Genomic DNA, 14,828 nt, shown 5'->3' with positions numbered 1-14,828 from the left:
CGATGGCGCACGACGCGGCGCGGCGACGGGTCGGGCCTGCCGACCAGCCACTGTAGGAACGGCTTCAGCTATCCATAGACTGTGAGCGATAACATGATGCTCGTCAAGCTGAAACAGCGAGGACACGATCGACGGGCGGAAATGCCGACGCCCCGGGCCGTGTTGGACGGGTCCGACACGGCCCGGGGCGTCCGGGCGAAGGGTGCGACGCGGGCGGTCGCCGCGTCACCGGTCAACGGGAGGAGCCGGCGCGCCGCTTGTTGTAGACGTCGAAGGCCACCGCGACGAGCAACACCAGGCCCTTGACCACCGACTGGATGGACTGGTCGATGCCCATGAGCTGCATCCCGTTGCTCATCACCGCCATGATCAGACCACCGACCATCGCGCCGACCACGGTGCCGACCCCGCCGGTGACCGCCGCCCCGCCGATGAACGCGGCGGCGATCGCGTCGAGTTCGAACATGTTGCCCGCCGCGGGCTGGGCGCCGTTGGAGCGCGAGGAGTAGATCACCCCGGCCACCGCCGCCAGGAAGCCCATGTTGACGAACATCCAGAAGTTGACCGTCCGCACCTTCACGCCGGACAGCATCGCCGCCGAGAGGTTGCCGCCGATCGCGTAGACCTGCCGGCCGAAGACCGTACGCCGGGTGAGCAGGCCGTAGACCAGCACCAGCGCGGCCAGGATGATCAGGACGATCGGCAGGCCCCGGGCGTGCGCCAACTGCCAGGCGAAGTACATGATGACCGCGCCCACCAGCACCACCCGGGCGACGAACAGCGGGAACGACTCCACCGGCTGCTGGTAACGGACCCGGGCCACCCGGGTCCGGAAGCCGCTCACCGCGTAGCCGGCCACCGCGATCGCGCCGATCAGCAGGGTGAACGCGTCGAAGCCCTCCCCGCCGAGCAGGCCGTTGAGGAAGCCGGCCGCGACCTGCTGGTAGTCGGCGGGAAACGGGGACAGCGAGATGTTGTCCAGCACCCGCAGGGTCAGGCCCCGGAACAGCAGCATGCCGGCGAGCGTCACGATGAAGGCCGGGATGCCGGCGTACGCCACCCAGAAGCCGTGCCACGCGCCGACCGCGACCCCCACCGCCACCGCGGCCAGGATGCCGACCCACCAGGGGAAGCCCTCCCGGATGACCAGCACGGCGGAGACCGCCCCGGTGAGCGCCACCACCGAGCCCACCGACAGGTCGATGTGGCCGCCGATGATGATGATCACCATGCCGATCGCCAGCACCAGGATGTAGGAGTACTGGAGCACGATGTTGGTGATGTTGCCGGGGCTCAGCGACACCCCGTCGGTGAGCACGGCGAAGAGCCCGACGATGACGACCAGGGCGACGTAGATGCCGCTCTGCCGCAGGTTGTTCATCACCAGCGCGCGCAGGTCGCTGGTGCCGGTGTGCAGGGCGACGCCCGGGCTCTTCCCGGTGGGCGGCGGGGACGGCGGCGATGAGGTCTTGACGCTGGTCATCCCACGCGCTCCTTGTCCTTCGTCATCAGATCCATGAGGTTCTCCTGGGTCGCCTCGGCCACCGGCACCTGGCCGGTGATCCGGCCGGCGGCGAGGGTGTAGATGCGGTCGCACATGCCGAGCAGTTCCGGCAGCTCCGAGGAGATCAGGATCACCGCCTTGCCCTCGGCGACGAGCCGGTTGACGATCGTGTAGATCTCGAACTTCGCGCCGACGTCGATGCCCCGGGTCGGCTCGTCCAGGATCAGCACGTCCGGGTTGGTGAACAGCCACTTCGACAGCACGACCTTCTGCTGGTTGCCGCCGGAGAGCTTGCCCACCACCGCCATCACGCTTGTCGTCTTGATGTTCATGCCGCGCCGGCTCTGCTCGGCGACCCTGATCTCCTCGTTGCCGTTGACCCAGCCGAGGCGGGCGAGCCGGCCCAGCGCGGCGGCCGAGACGTTGCGCCGCACGTCGTCGATGAGGTTGAGGCCGAAGCGCTTGCGGTCCTCGGTGACGTAGGCGATGCCGTGCTCGATGGCCTCCGCGACGGTGTTCGCCCGGACCTCCCGGCCCCGCACGAACAGCCGGCCCCGCACGTCCCGGCCGTACGAGCGGCCGAAGACGCTCATCGCCAGCTCGGTGCGCCCGGCGCCCATCAGCCCGGCGATGCCGACCACCTCACCGGCGCGGACGTCCAGGCTGACGCCGTCGACGACGAGCCGGTCCTGGGTGGGGTGCCGCACGCTCCAGTTCTCGATGCGCAGCACCTCCTCCCCCGGCGACGACACCCGGTCGGGATAGAAGCTGTCCAGGTCCCGGCCGACCATGCCCCGGATGATCCGGTCCTGGGTGACCTCCCCGGAGGCCAGGGAGAGGGTCTCCACGGTGCGCCCGTCCCGGATGACCGTGGTCGCGTCGGCGATCGCGGTGACCTCGTTGAGCTTGTGCGAGATCAGGATGCAGGTGATGCCCTGGCCCCGCAGCCGGCGCAGCAGGTCGAGCAGGTGGGCCGAGTCGATGTCGTTGAGCGCGGCGGTCGGCTCGTCCAGGATGAGCAGCCGGACCTTCTTGGACAGCGCCTTGGCGATCTCGACCAGCTGCTGCTTGCCGACACCGAGCTGGATGACCGGGGTGACCGGGTTCTCGTGCAGGCCCACCGAGGCCAGCAGCTCGGCGGCCTCGGCGTTGGCGCGGTTCCAGTCGATGAGGCCGCCCGCGCCGCGCCGCTCGTTGCCGAGGAAGATGTTCTCGGCGATCGACAGGTGCGGCACCAGGGCGAGTTCCTGGTGGATGATGACGACGCCCTGGGACTCGCTGTCGCGGATGCCCCGGAAGTGCACCGGCTTGCCGTCGAGCACGATCTCGCCGTCGTACGACCCGGTCGGGTGCACCCCGGAGAGCACCTTCATCAGGGTGGACTTGCCGGCGCCGTTCTCGCCGCAGATGGCGTGGATCTCCCCCCGGCGCACCGCGAGGGAGACGTCGGCCAGCGCGGTCACCCCGGGGAAGGTCTTCGTGATGCGTCGCATCTCGAGGATGGTGTCGTCCATGGTCAGCATCCTGATCGTCGAAGCCTGAGGCGGGCTTGCGATGCGTCGGGCGCGGCGGCCGGTGACCGCCGCGCCCGACGACCGGCTTACTTCTTGGCCTGACCGGCGGCTACCTCTTCGGCCGACCAGTAACCGGAGTCGACGAGCACCTTGGTGATGTCGTCCTTGTAGACGGTCTCGATCGGCAGCAGGTACGCCGGGACGACCTTGACCTTGTTGTTGTAGGTCTTGGTGTCGTTGGCCTGCGGCTCCTTGTCCTGCAGGAACGCCTCGGCCGCGATGACGGCCTGCTCGGCGAGCAGTCGGGTGTCCTTGAAGATGGTGGAGCTCTGCACCCCGTCGTTGATCAGCTTGACCGAGGCGATCTCGGCGTCCTGGCCGGTCACCACGGGCAGCTTCTTGGCGCCCTTGCCGTAGCCGGCGTTCTGCAGGGCGGTGATGATGCCCCGGGAGATGCCGTCGTACGGCGACAGCACCCCGTTGAGCACGGTGCCGTCGTTGTAGCTGGAGGTCAGCAGGTCCTCCATCCGCTTCTGGGCGGGCTCCTGCTGCCAGCGCAGGATGGCCGCCTGCTCGACCCGGGTCTGCCCGGACTTGACCTTCAGCGTGCCGTTGTCCATGAACGGCTTGAGGGTGTCCATCGCCCCGCCCCAGAAGTACTGGGTGTTGTTGTCGTCCAGCGAGCCGGCGAACAGCTCGATGTTGAACGGGCCGGTCGCGGTGCCCTTGCCGCCGTCCTTGGTCTGCAGGCCGAGGCCGACCAGCAGGGCGGTCGCCTGGGCCACCCCGACCTTGTAGTTGTCGAAGCTGACGTAGAAGTCGACGTTCTTGTTGCCCAGCAGCAGCCGGTCGTACGCGATGACCGGGATCTTCGCGGCGGCGGCGGCGTCCAACTGGCCGCTGAGCGCGGTGCCGTCGATGGCCGCGATGATCAGGACGTCCGCGCCCTGCGTGATCATCTGGTCGACCTGCTGGGACTGGGTGGGGATGTCGTCGCCGGCGTACTGGAGGTCCACCTTGTAGCCCTTGGCCTCCAGCTTCTCCTTGACCGCCTTGCCGTCGGCGATCCACCGTTCCGAGGTCTGGGTCGGCATGGAGACGCCGATGGTCAGGTCGGCGGGCTTCTTGTCGCCGGTGTCACCGCCGCTGCCGGCGCCCCCGCCGCTGCACGCGGCCAGGCTGAACGCCAGTGCCGCGCCGCCGAGCGCGACCAGGAATTTCCTGCGCACAGGTTTCTCCTCTCCGGAACTCCCGCCGACTGCGGGGACCACCTGTCACCTTTCGGGGTAGTGTTAGCGCTCACATCGCCCCCGTCAACAGTCCCTCGGAAATCCGGACGTCACGGTCTCGTAACGGGGTCCACCGCGTGGAGCGCCCGTCCGCCGGGTCCGACCGACCCCCGGGGCCGTGGCCAGCGAACCGGTTCGCGGCGCGCCCCACGGAGGCCGGCTACCGGGCCGGAGCGCGCCGACGGGATCGTCACGCCAGGTTTCCGGCTTGTTACGGGCTCGCCATTGACACGACCCGGGGTGGCGACCATGCTCTGCTAAATCAGTTTAGCGACCGTCCTTTCTCCACAGTCGGCCGACGGCGGGCGGACCCGGCCCGGCGGACCGGCTAGCCGGACGAACCGGCGTCGGGCGGCCGTGTCCCCAGGAAAGGACCCGGATGAGACTGCGCAGAGGACTGATCCCGCTCGCCGCCACACTCACGCTGGTCGCCGCCGGCGGCACCGCGTACGCCGCGCCCGACGCCGACCGCGGCGGCCGGGACGCGATCCGCAGCATCACCCCGATCACCACCGTCTACACCTACGGCCAGAAGGTCTCCGCGGTGGCCGTCGAGTACGCCGCCCCGGTCAACCCGCGCACCCTGGACGACGACACCTTCAGCGTGGCCGACACGATCTACAACTTCCGCTTCAACCCCATCGAGGACCTGCCGAAACTCGCCGACCGCACGGTCACCCGCACCTACACCAACAACGCCCCGGCCCCGCGCGCCGACCACCGCTCGGCACCCGGCCGGTACGTCATCGTCGAGCTGGACCCGGCCGACCCCGGCGGCTGGACGGTGATCGTCTCCAAGTGCCCGACCTTCCTCTGCTCGGTGAAGGTCAACCCCGAGCTGCCCACCCGGGTGGTGCAGCGCAAGGACGTGCACGCCCAGCCCGGCCGGGGCCTCGGCAAGGGTCCGGTGCTGGCCAGGGCGACCCCGCGTGAGTCCCGCCCGGTCACCGAACGACCGGTCGACCGCGAGGTCGACGCGTTCCGCTACGGCTCGTTCGTCAGCGCCGGCACGGTGCTGCCCTACCACTACCGGCTGCCGCGTGACTACCGGCCGGGCCGCAGCTACCCGCTCATGGTCGTCCTGCCCGGACACGGGATGGGCTGGGACGGCGACAACCTCGGCGTCCAGCTCGCCGCCGACATCCCGGCGACCGCCTGGTCCCAGCCGGGCTGGACCGGCAGCCGCGAGGACGTGATCGTGCTGGCCCCGCAGCACCAGCGGGTCGGCGGCGTGGCCGAGGCCGACCTGCTGGTCAAGCTGCTCGACAGCTTCGTCGACGAGTACGCCGTGGACCGCCGCCGGGTCTACGCGACCACCGTGTCGTACGGCTCGCAGCTGCTGTGGGAGGCGTTCGCCAAGCGGCCGGACCTGTTCGCCGGCGGGTTGGTCACCGGCGGCTTCCCGGTCAACATCGGGCAGGCCACCGCGATCGCCGCGGCCGGGGTCCCGGTCTGGATCACCCACGGCGAGCACGACCATCTGCTCCCCGTCGCGGGCGCACGCAACTCGGCGGCCGCGCTGCGGCAGGCGTACGAGGCGCGGGGCAGGACCCCGGCGCAGATCGCCGACCTGGTCCGCTACACCGAGTACGCCGACTCGGCGTTCACCCTGCCCGACTATCACGCCGCGTTCGGGCCGACCTATGAGGACAGTGGCATCCTGCGCTGGCTGCTGGCCCGGCGCAAGCCGGCGTAGGGCCGGCCGCTGAGCCGGCGCGGCGGCGGACGGCGGCGCGCCCCGGGTGTCCCTCGTCGGGACGCCCGGGGCGCGTCCGGCCGGTCAGTCGTCCAGGCAGGACCGCAGCGCGGCGGCCAGCAGGTTGGCACGTTCGTCGCCCATGCCCTGCATCTGGTTCACCACGTAGCCGAAGCCGACCTGGTGGGCGTCGTCGCCGAAGCCGAGGTTGCCGCCGGCACCGTCGTGGCCGAAGCTGCGCTCGGACAGCAGCGGCCGGGCCGGCGGGGAGTGCAGCAGGAAGCCGGTGCCCCAGCGCTGGCCGGTGTCCGGCGGGCCGTGCCGCTGCTGGCCCCGCGACCGTACGACTGTCGCGTCGTCGACCGACGCCGGGTCGAGCAGGGGCGGTCCCGCCACCGGCGACACGCAGGCGGCGTAGAGCCGGGCCAGCCCGTCGGCCGTGCTCACCGCGCCCGCGCCCGGGATGCCGGCGGCCTGGATGGCGGGATCGTTGAAGCTGACCAGGCCGGCGTCGTCGGCGGGGAACGCGAACGCGCCACCCATGGTGATCCCCCGGTCGGCCACCGGGTCGACGAACGGTTCCGGGTCGGGTGGCGGGGCGATGTTCCAGGCGACCGAGTCGCGTTCGACGGCCGGCAGCCCGAGCCAGGTACGCAGGCCCAGCGGCGTCGCCAGGGCGTCCCGGAAGAACACGCCGGGCAGCTGACCGGTGATCCGGTGGATCACCTCGCCGATCAGCCAGCCGTAGGTCATCGGATGGTAACTGTGCGCGGTGCCCGGCTCCCACAGCGGGGTCTGGGCCTCGATCGCCTTGATCACCGGGTCCCAGGCGAGCACCTCGTCGAGGGTCAGCGGACGGTCGAGCGCGGGCAGGCCGGACTGGTGGGTGAGCAGCCAGCGCACCGGGATGTCGGCCTTGCCGTGCCGGCCGAACTCCGGCCAGTAGCGGGTGACCGGCGCGTCCAGGTCGAGTCGGCCCTGCTGCACCAGCAGGTAGGCGCAGATCGCCAGGATGCCCTTGGTGCAGGAGTAGACGACGACCGGGGTGTCCGCCGTCCAGGGCCGGCCGGTGCGCGGGTCGGCCGTCCCGCCGTACAGGTCGACGACGCGGCGACCGCCGACGTAGACGGTGACCGCCGCGCCGACCTCCCCCCGGTCGGTGAAGTTGGCGCGGAAGACGTCGGCCACCCGCCCGTACCGTTCGTCGGCGTCGCCGTGGATCTGCGGCTGCGTGGCCACTGCTATCCCTTCAGAGAGCCCTGGATCAGGGCCTTGATGAACTGACGCTGGAAGATCAGGAAGACGATCAGGGTCGGGGTGAGGATCAGCAGCGACCCGGCGCACAGCAGCACCAGGTCGGTGCCCCACTGGCCCTGGAACGCCCCGAGCGCGCCCGCCATCGTCCGCTTGGCCGGATCGTCGACCAGGACGATGGCCAGCAGGAACTGGTTCCACGTCCAGAGGAACATCAGGATCGTCAGCGACGCGATGGCCGGGCGGGCGAGCGGCACCTGGACCCGCCAGAACAGCTGCCAGGTGCTGCTGCCGTCGACCCGGGCCGCCTCGGACAGCTCGACCGGCACGTTGCTGAAGTGGGCCCGCATCCAGAACACCGCGAACGGCATGTAGAGCCCGATCAACGGCAGGATGATCGCCCAGCGGGTGTTGAGCAGGCCGAGATCCTGCATCTGGTAGTACAGCGGGGTGACCACCGCCTCGAACGGCAGGGTCAGGCCGAGCAGCAGCAGGGCGAACACGATCCGGCCGCCGGGGACCCGGAGCTGACCCAGCCCGAAGCCGGCCATGGTGGCGATCAGCACCGAGACCGGCACCACCCCGGCCACGATGAGCAGGCTGGAGCGCAGCAGCGCGCCCATGTTCGCCACCGTGAAGGCGTCGGCGAAGTTGCCCCACTGCGGGTCCGACGGCCAGGCCAGGCCGCTGGGCACGGTGCCCCGGGGCTGCAACGCCGCGGAGAGCATGCTGACGAACGGCAGCAGGGTGACCACGACCAGGACGAGCAGGAAGACCCGGCCGGTCAGGTTCTCGCGCCGGCTCAGGTTCATGACTTGTCCCCCCGGGTCAGTCGCTGGATCGGCAGCACGCAGAGCACCACCAGCAGCATCAGCACGACGGCCAGCGCCGAGGCGAGGCCGACCTGGCGCTGCGAGAAGGCCAGCCGGTAGATCTCCAGGCCGGGCACGGTGGTCTGCAGGCCGGGGCCGCCGCTGGTCGAGATGTAGACGATGTCGAAGCTGGCCAGGGCCGCGATGATGGTCACCGTGAGGCAGACGCCGATCTCCTGGCGCAGGCTGGGCAGGGTGACGGCGAAGAACTCGCGGACCGGGCCGGCACCGTCGAGGCGGGCCGCCTCGTACAGCGCGGGGTCGATCTTGCTCATGCCGGTGACCAGCAGGATCGTGCAGAGGCCGAGCAGGACCCAGGCGCCGATCACGCCGACGGCGGGCAGCGCGGTGTCGAAGTCGCCGAGCCAGGCGCGGGCCACCCCGCCCAGGCCGACCGCGCGCAGGACCTGGTTGACCAGCCCGTTCGTCGACAGCAGCCAGCTCCACGCGATGCCCGCCGCGACCAGCGGGATGACCTGGGGCAGGAACAGCACCGTCCGGACGACGGTGCCGAACACGCCGGTGGTGATCCGGCGGACCAGGCTGGCCACCAGCAGGCCGAGCGCGACCGGGACGAAGCTGAAGAAGACGATCAGGACGAGCGCGTTGCCGATGATCTTCAACAGGTCGCTGTCGGTGAACACGGTGAGGTAGTTGTCCAGTCCCGCCCAGCGGGCCACCCCGATGCCGTTCCAGTTGTAGAACGAGTACTGGATGGTCAACGCGAGCGGGCGCAGCACGAACACCGCGTACATCAGCACGGCGGGCAGGACGAACAGCCAGCCCGTCCCGCCCGCGCGGGCCCACCGCCTCCGGTGGGCCCGCGCGGGCGACGGGCGGGTGGGACGGTCCGGCGAGGGCGCCGTCCCACCGTGCCCGGTCGGTACGCTGCCGAGGGCAGACGTCATCGGGACAGTTCCTTCGCGTACTCGGCCTGGACCGCCTTCACGTACCCCTCGGGGGTCTGCTGACCGGCGATCAGCTTCTGCATCTCCGGGGTGATCGCGGCGGCGAAGATGCCACCGGTGGCGTTGGCGGTGAAGTCCACCGCGCCGTTCTCCTCGCCGAGCTGCTGCGACGCCTTGAGCGTCTCGGCCAGCACGGTGTTCGGCGCGGCGGCCGGCACGGCCAGGTCACTCGGGCCGCCGGGGCTGGACCCACCGAGCTTGACCGTGATCTCCCGGGCGGTGGGGTTGGTGTGCGCCCAGTTCAGGAAGAACGCGGCGGCGTCCGGGTTCTTGGCCTTGGCGCCGATGCCGAAGGTGTTCGGGGCGGACATCGCCACGTGCTTGCCGCCGGCCGACTCGGTCGGGAACAGGAAGAAGCCCACGTTGCCGGGCATCGACTTGTCGAGGTTGGCCGACTCCCAGTCGCCGTTGAACATGAACAGGCCGTTGTTCTTCTGGAACTCGCCCACCATGCTCGCGTAGTCCAGGGCGTTGGCGTCCTTCGGGAAGTAGCCGGCCTGGGCCCACTTCTGGATGGTCTGGGTGGCCTTCAGCGCGGCCGGGGTGTCGAACGTCGCGCCCGGCTTCTGGAAGATCCAGTCGGCCACCTGGGCCGGGTCACCGAACTGGTTCTGCAACGCCTGGTGCGGGAAGTTGATGCCCGCGGTGTTCTTGTTGAACTGCATGATCGGCTGGACCCCGGCGGTCTTGGCCTTGGCCAGCAGCTCCTCGAACTCGGCGATGGTGGCCGGCGGCTGGGTCATGCCGACCTGCTCGGCCAGCTTCTTGTTGTAGAACACCCCGGTGACGCTGTAACCGAGGCCCATCCCCCACAGCGACCCGGTGCCCCGGGTGGTGCCGCCGTCGCCGACCCGCAGCTGCACCAGCTGGGAGGCGGGGAACTTGTCCCAGCCGTACGCGGTGAAGTACGGGTCGAGGTTCTTGAGCAGGTCGTCCTTGACCAGGTCGACCATGGTGGGGAGCCGGATGATGTCCGGCGAGTTGTCCGAGGCCATCACCCGGGGCGCGTTCTCCACGATGACCGTGAACTGGTCCTCGCGGATGTTGAACTTGACGTTCGGGTGCTGCTTGGTGAACTCGTCGGCCAACGCCTTGGCCAGCGGGAAGCCGGTCTCGGCGTACATCTCCAGGGTGATCGGGTCGTTGCCCAGCTCGGTGCTGACGGTGGCGTCGCCGCCGGTGCTGGGCGCGTCGTCGGCCCCGGGGGCGCTGCACGCCGTGGCGGCCAGCCCCAACGCCAGCACTGGGGCCAGGAGCGCCGTCCGGCGGGAGAACCTTGCCAGTGGTGTAGCCAATTGAGGACTCCTTGACTCTTCCGTGCGTGCCCCGGCCGCGGTACGGGCCGAGCCGGCAGACCGTCACGGTGGGTGACCAGCCGCAACAGTACGTCGCCGTCGGCGTGCCGCCGTAGCACGCGATGTCGTTACCGATGACCACGCCGAGGGTCACCGAGGGTGCCACCCGACCTGCCAAAAGTAGCCGCTAAACTGATTTAGCAGAGCATGCGCGCGGCGACCTGAGCTGTCAAGGACCAAAAGGCAACGGTCCGGAAACATCCGGTTCACGCTCGGCCACCCGCTCCGGCGGCCGTAGCGGGTGGTGACCGACACACGCCCGGGGTGACCGCCGGCACCGGGCCGGGCCGGGCGACGCATCATGATGGGCGGGAGCGGCGGCCGCGACGCCGCCGGCGATTCGGAGGACTGATGGGCCGCAACAGAGCAACCCTGGCCGACGTCGCTCGGCGGGCCGGGCTGTCCAAGACCGCCGCGTCGATGGTCCTCAACGGCCGGGAGGGCACCCGGCTGTCGGCCGAGGCGCACCAGCGCGTCTTCGCCGCCGCCGAGGAACTCGGCTACCGGCCCAACCTGGCGGCCCGCAGCCTGCGTACCCGCAAGACCGCCACCATCGCGTTCGTCTCCGACATCGTCGCCACCACCCGGTTCGCCGGCGGCCTCATCCGGGGCGCGCTCGACGCGGCCCGGGAGCGGGACCACGTGCTGCTCATCACCGAGACGCAGGGCGACGCCACCTTCGAGCAGTACGCCATCGAGGCGATGCTCGACCGGCAGGTCGACGGCGTGATCTACGCCGCGATGGCCACCCGCCGGCTGACCGTGCCCCCGGCCATCCTCGGCGGCCCGGTGGTGCTGCTCAACGCCACCAGCCCCGACGACCTGCCCTGCGTGCTCCCCGACGACGAGCGGGCCGGCCGTACGGTCACCACCGCCCTGCTCGACCACGGCCACCGGGACCGGATCGCGCTGATCGGCCGCAACCGGCTCAAGGAGGACGACGCCGAGGTCTCCCTCGCCGCCCGGGCCCGGCTGCGCGGCGTCCACCGGGCGCTGGAGGACGCCGGGCTCGACCTGCTGACCGAGTGCTTCTGCGCCGAGTGGCTGCCCGAACACGGCTACGCCGCCATGCGGACGCTGCTGGGCCGGCCGACCCGGCCCACCGCGATCATCTGCATGAACGACCGGCTGGCGTTCGGCGCCTACCAGGCACTCGCCGAGGCGGGGCTGACCGTCCCGGACGACATCTCGGTGGTCTCGTTCGACGACGACCCGATCGCCGCCTGGCTGCGCCCCGGCCTGTCCACCACCGCGCTGCCGCACGAGCAGATGGGTCGGCGGGCGGTCGAGATCCTGCTCGACGGCGGCGGGGCCACGCCGTCGCTCGTCCCCATGCCGCTGCGCCGCCGCCGCTCCCTGGCCGCCCCGGCCGGATAGCCCTCCCCCGCCGCCCGCCGACCACGCCCACGCCGGTCGCACAGGAGGCCGACCTGGTCGCTAAAACGATTTAGTGCTAGCTTCCCCGGCATGCTACGTCTACCCGACCACTGGGTGTGGGACAGCTGGTACGCCCGGGACGACACCGACCGGTGGCACGCGTTCTTCCTGCGCGCCTCCCGCGCCCTGCACGACCCGCACCGCCGGCACCGCCGCGCCACGATCGGCCACGCCGTCTCCACCGACCTGCGCACCTGGCAGCTCGTCGCCGACGCGATCGTGCCGGCCGACGCGCCGAGTTGGGACGACCTCGCGACCTGGACGGGATGCACGGTGCGCGGCCCGGACGGGCGGTGGTACCTGTTCTACACCGGGGTCGGCCGGGCCGAGGACGGGCTGGTGCAGCGGATCGGCCTGGCCGTCTCCGACGACCTGACCACCTGGCACCGGCACGGCACCGGGCCGCTGGTCGAGGCCGACCCCACCTGGTACGAACTGCTCGACCGGACCCTCTGGTACGAGCAGGCCTGGCGTGACCCGTGGGTGTTCCCCGACCCGGACGGCGACGGATGGCACATGCTCGTCACCGCCCGGGTGAACACCGGCCCGACCGAGGCCCGGGGCGTCGTCGGGCACGCCACCTCACCGGACCTGGTGCACTGGACCGTGCAGCCGCCGCTGTCGGTGCCCGCCGGGTTCGGGCACCTGGAGGTGCCGCAGGTCGCCGTCGTGGACGGGCAACCGCTGCTACTGTTCTCGACCGACGCCGCCGGCACCCGCCGCGACGGCCACCGGATCTGGGCGGTCGAGGGGCACGACGTACGCGGCCCGTGGGACATCGCCGCGGCCCGCCCGTTCCCGCACCCGCACCTCTACGCGCCCCGGCTGGTCGCCGGCCCCACCGGCGACTGGTCCCTGATCGGGTTCCTCGACCACGTCGACGGGGAGTTCGTCGGCGCGCTGACCGACCCGATCCCGGTCCGCTACCGGGCCGCCACCGGGCTGACCCCGGTCGGCACACCCGCCGCCACCACGACCGGCTGAGGTCCCGACCACCGCCCGGTCGTCCGGGCGGGGCGACGTCCACCGCCACGTCGACGGCGGACGTCGGACGACCGGACCCGGACGGTGTCCGCACCACACCGTCCGGGTCCGGCAACCACCCGTCGTCGCCCACCCGGCCACCGGGTGGGCGACGACGTCACGGTCAGATCCGGTTCCACCGCTGGTTGGTCGCCCCGGTGCAGGTCCACAGGAGCACGGTGGTGCCGTTGGCGGTGCCGTTGTTGTTCACGTCGAGGCAGAGGCCGGACTGCACGTTGCTGATCGTGCCGTTGGCGTTGAACGTCCACTGCTGGTTGGTGCCGCCGTTGCAGTCCCAGATCTGGGCCTTGGTGCCGGCGGTGGCGTTGAGCGGCGCGTCCAGGCACTTGCCGAGGGCCTGGAGGGTCTGGCCGTTGGCCGTCCAGCGCTGGTTGGCCGCCCCGTTGCAGTCCCAGATCACCGGCTGGGTGCCGTTGGCGGTGTTGCTCTGCGGCACGTCCAGGCAGCGGCCCGAGGAGACGCTGGACAGCGCGTTCGCCGTGGACGGCGGCGGCGTCGTCGGCGGGGCCGTGCCACCGCCGCTGACCCGGTAGACCACCGTGCCGTGCGACGGCACGCTGGCCGAGATGGTGCCGGTGCTGGTGGTGCTGGCGTTGGTCCAGGCGTCGACCAGGGTGAAGGAGGAACCGGACTTGCCGATGGCGGCGGCGGTGGTGGAGATCGTCGTCGTCGAGCCGCCCTGGTTGAACAGGGCGACGGCGACGTCCCCGTTGGCCAGCCGCTTGGCCAACACCCGGCGGGTGCCGTCGAACGAGACCTGGGCGCCCTGCAACGCCAGGGCATCCTGGTTGATGGCGATCAGGTTCGCGTTCTTGAGAATGGTCTGGGTGGCGGAGTTCATCGACCGGACGTCGTTGCCGGCGATCAACGGGGAAGCCATGATCGCCCACATCGCGAAGTGGCTGCGCATCTCGGTGTCGGTCATGCCGCCCCGGCCGACCTCCATCATGTCGGGGTCGGTGAAGGCGCCGGGCTTCGCGTACGGGGCCAACGGGACGTTGACGTCGATGATGTTCTGGATGCCCATCGGGTAGCCGTTGGTCTGCCCGCTGTTCCAGGTGTTGGTGATGTCCTCGGTGGTCCGCCACATGTTCGCCACGTCGCCCCAGTTGCGCTGCGGGCCGGTCTTGGCGTGGATGCTGTTGGGGTTGATGCTGTAGACGATCGGCCGGCCGGTGGCCGCCAGGGCGTCGCGCATCTTGGCGAACGTGGCGACCTGCTGGTCGATGGACCCGTTCGGCGAGCACCAGTCGTACTTGAGGTAGTCGACGCCCCAGGCGGCGAACTGCCGGGCGTCCTGCGCCTCGTGGCCCTGGCTGCCCGTCGCGCCCGGGTAGGAGTTGAAGTACTGGGCACAGGTCTTGTCGACCGGGACCTGGTAGATGCCGAACTTCAGCCCCCGGGCGTGGATGTAGTCGCCGAGCGCCTTCATGCCGCTGGGGAACCGGGTCGGGTCACCCTGGAGGTTGCCGGCGGAGTCCCGGTTCGGGTTGAACCAGCAGTCGTCGACCACGACGTACTGGTAGCCGGCATCCCGCATCCCGCTGCTGACCAGCGCGTCGGCCGTCTGGCGGATCAGGGCCTCGTTGATGTTGCAGCCGAAGGAGTTCCAGCTGTTCCACCCCATCGGCGGGGTGCGGGCCACCCCGTTCTCCAACGCCTGCGCCACCGGTGCCCGCATCCCCACCAGAACGCCGGCCAGGAGCAGGCCGGCCACCGCCGCCCGCCCCCAGTGCCGGGCTCGCACGAATCGCTTCACGAGGTCTCCAATCAGTGGCGCCGCCCGGCCGGGGCCTCCGCCGGACGGTGGGATCCGTCCGTTCCGGCCACTCGGTGTGAGCGCTAACAATGGCCCCTCATGTTACGGAAGCGTTTCGGGGTATTCAACTGCTTCC

General features: G+C 70.7%; 11 protein-coding genes. 3 read left to right on the top strand and 8 right to left on the bottom strand.

The genetic code is table 11. The features are described from left to right. Positions 1-232: 232 nt before the first annotated feature. From mmsB to chvE, 3 genes are all read right to left on the bottom strand, one after another. On the bottom strand, positions 233-1,483 hold the full coding sequence (gene mmsB / locus FJK98_RS14860; protein ID WP_145919541.1) for a multiple monosaccharide ABC transporter permease: 1,251 nt from the start codon (positions 1,481-1,483) through the stop codon (positions 233-235). Further along, a complete protein-coding gene (mmsA, locus tag FJK98_RS14855) occupies positions 1,480-3,018 on the bottom strand; it encodes a multiple monosaccharide ABC transporter ATP-binding protein (RefSeq protein WP_145919540.1) in 1,539 nt (512 codons plus the stop codon). The genes mmsB and mmsA overlap by 4 nt, the downstream gene beginning before the upstream one ends. An 86-nt stretch (positions 3,019-3,104) precedes the next feature. Further along, complete coding sequence (gene chvE / locus FJK98_RS14850; protein ID WP_145919539.1) at positions 3,105-4,247, bottom strand: multiple monosaccharide ABC transporter substrate-binding protein; 1,143 nt, start codon at positions 4,245-4,247, stop codon at positions 3,105-3,107. A 439-nt stretch (positions 4,248-4,686) separates the two neighbouring features. Between chvE and FJK98_RS14845 the strand changes: the two genes are divergently transcribed. Continuing rightward, positions 4,687-6,003 (top strand): hypothetical protein, encoded by a 1,317-nt coding sequence (locus FJK98_RS14845; RefSeq protein ID WP_145919538.1) that lies wholly within the window; start codon positions 4,687-4,689, stop codon positions 6,001-6,003. 84 nt (positions 6,004-6,087) lie between these two features. Here the strand turns inward: FJK98_RS14845 and FJK98_RS14840 are convergent, their stop codons facing one another. The 4 genes from FJK98_RS14840 to FJK98_RS14825 are packed head-to-tail and all read right to left on the bottom strand — an operon-like array spanning position 6,088 to position 10,392. Beyond that, on the bottom strand, positions 6,088-7,242 hold the full coding sequence (locus FJK98_RS14840; protein WP_145919537.1) for a serine hydrolase domain-containing protein: 1,155 nt from the start codon (positions 7,240-7,242) through the stop codon (positions 6,088-6,090). Between the two features lie 2 nt (positions 7,243-7,244). Continuing rightward, complete coding sequence (locus tag FJK98_RS14835) at positions 7,245-8,069, bottom strand: carbohydrate ABC transporter permease (protein WP_088646293.1); 825 nt, start codon at positions 8,067-8,069, stop codon at positions 7,245-7,247. Then, the gene (locus tag FJK98_RS14830; RefSeq protein WP_145919536.1) at positions 8,066-9,037 is read right to left on the bottom strand and encodes a carbohydrate ABC transporter permease; all 972 of its coding nucleotides are present in this window, start codon (positions 9,035-9,037) and stop codon (positions 8,066-8,068) included. Before FJK98_RS14830 ends, FJK98_RS14835 begins: the two co-directional genes overlap by 4 nt. Then, positions 9,034-10,392, bottom strand: coding sequence for an ABC transporter substrate-binding protein (locus FJK98_RS14825; RefSeq protein WP_194821433.1), 1,359 nt, complete (start codon positions 10,390-10,392; stop codon positions 9,034-9,036). Before FJK98_RS14825 ends, FJK98_RS14830 begins: the two co-directional genes overlap by 4 nt. Positions 10,393-10,803: 411 nt before the next feature. Between FJK98_RS14825 and FJK98_RS14820 the strand changes: the two genes are divergently transcribed. Together FJK98_RS14820 and FJK98_RS14815 are read left to right on the top strand one after the other, a co-directional pair. Then, positions 10,804-11,829: a LacI family DNA-binding transcriptional regulator gene (locus tag FJK98_RS14820; RefSeq protein WP_145919535.1), complete on the top strand. Its 1,026-nt coding sequence runs from the start codon at positions 10,804-10,806 to the stop codon at positions 11,827-11,829. Between the two features lie 90 nt (positions 11,830-11,919). Beyond that, positions 11,920-12,873 carry a family 43 glycosylhydrolase gene (locus FJK98_RS14815; protein ID WP_145919534.1) on the top strand — a complete coding sequence of 318 codons (954 nt, stop codon included), beginning with the start codon at positions 11,920-11,922 and terminating at the stop codon, positions 12,871-12,873. A 163-nt stretch (positions 12,874-13,036) separates the two neighbouring features. Here FJK98_RS14815 and FJK98_RS14810 read toward each other — a convergent pair whose 3' ends face one another. Further along, positions 13,037-14,614: a glycoside hydrolase family 27 protein gene (locus tag FJK98_RS14810; RefSeq protein WP_145922768.1), complete on the bottom strand. Its 1,578-nt coding sequence runs from the start codon at positions 14,612-14,614 to the stop codon at positions 13,037-13,039. Positions 14,615-14,828 lie beyond the last annotated feature (214 nt).

Source organism: Micromonospora sp. HM134 (genome assembly GCF_007833915.1).
GTDB lineage: Bacteria > Actinomycetota > Actinomycetes > Mycobacteriales > Micromonosporaceae > Micromonospora > Micromonospora wenchangensis.
The sequence above is the reverse complement of the archived record's forward strand: the minus strand, read 5'-3'. Positions and strand labels throughout refer to the sequence as shown.

Excerpts from the sequence above, each read along its gene's own strand:
- FJK98_RS14810 (WP_145922768.1), bottom strand. The coding sequence starts at position 14,614 with ATGCGGGCACCGGTGGCGCAGGCGTTGGAGAACGGGGTGGCCCGCACC.
- FJK98_RS14845 (WP_145919538.1), top strand. The coding sequence starts at position 4,687 with ATGAGACTGCGCAGAGGACTGATCCCGCTCGCCGCCACACTCACGCTG.
- FJK98_RS14820 (WP_145919535.1), top strand. The coding sequence starts at position 10,804 with ATGGGCCGCAACAGAGCAACCCTGGCCGACGTCGCTCGGCGGGCCGGG.
- mmsB (WP_145919541.1), bottom strand. The coding sequence starts at position 1,483 with ATGACCAGCGTCAAGACCTCATCGCCGCCGTCCCCGCCGCCCACCGGG.
- FJK98_RS14815 (WP_145919534.1), top strand. The coding sequence starts at position 11,920 with ATGCTACGTCTACCCGACCACTGGGTGTGGGACAGCTGGTACGCCCGG.
- FJK98_RS14835 (WP_088646293.1), bottom strand. The coding sequence starts at position 8,069 with ATGAACCTGAGCCGGCGCGAGAACCTGACCGGCCGGGTCTTCCTGCTC.
- FJK98_RS14830 (WP_145919536.1), bottom strand. The coding sequence starts at position 9,037 with ATGACGTCTGCCCTCGGCAGCGTACCGACCGGGCACGGTGGGACGGCG.
- mmsA (WP_145919540.1), bottom strand. The coding sequence starts at position 3,018 with ATGGACGACACCATCCTCGAGATGCGACGCATCACGAAGACCTTCCCC.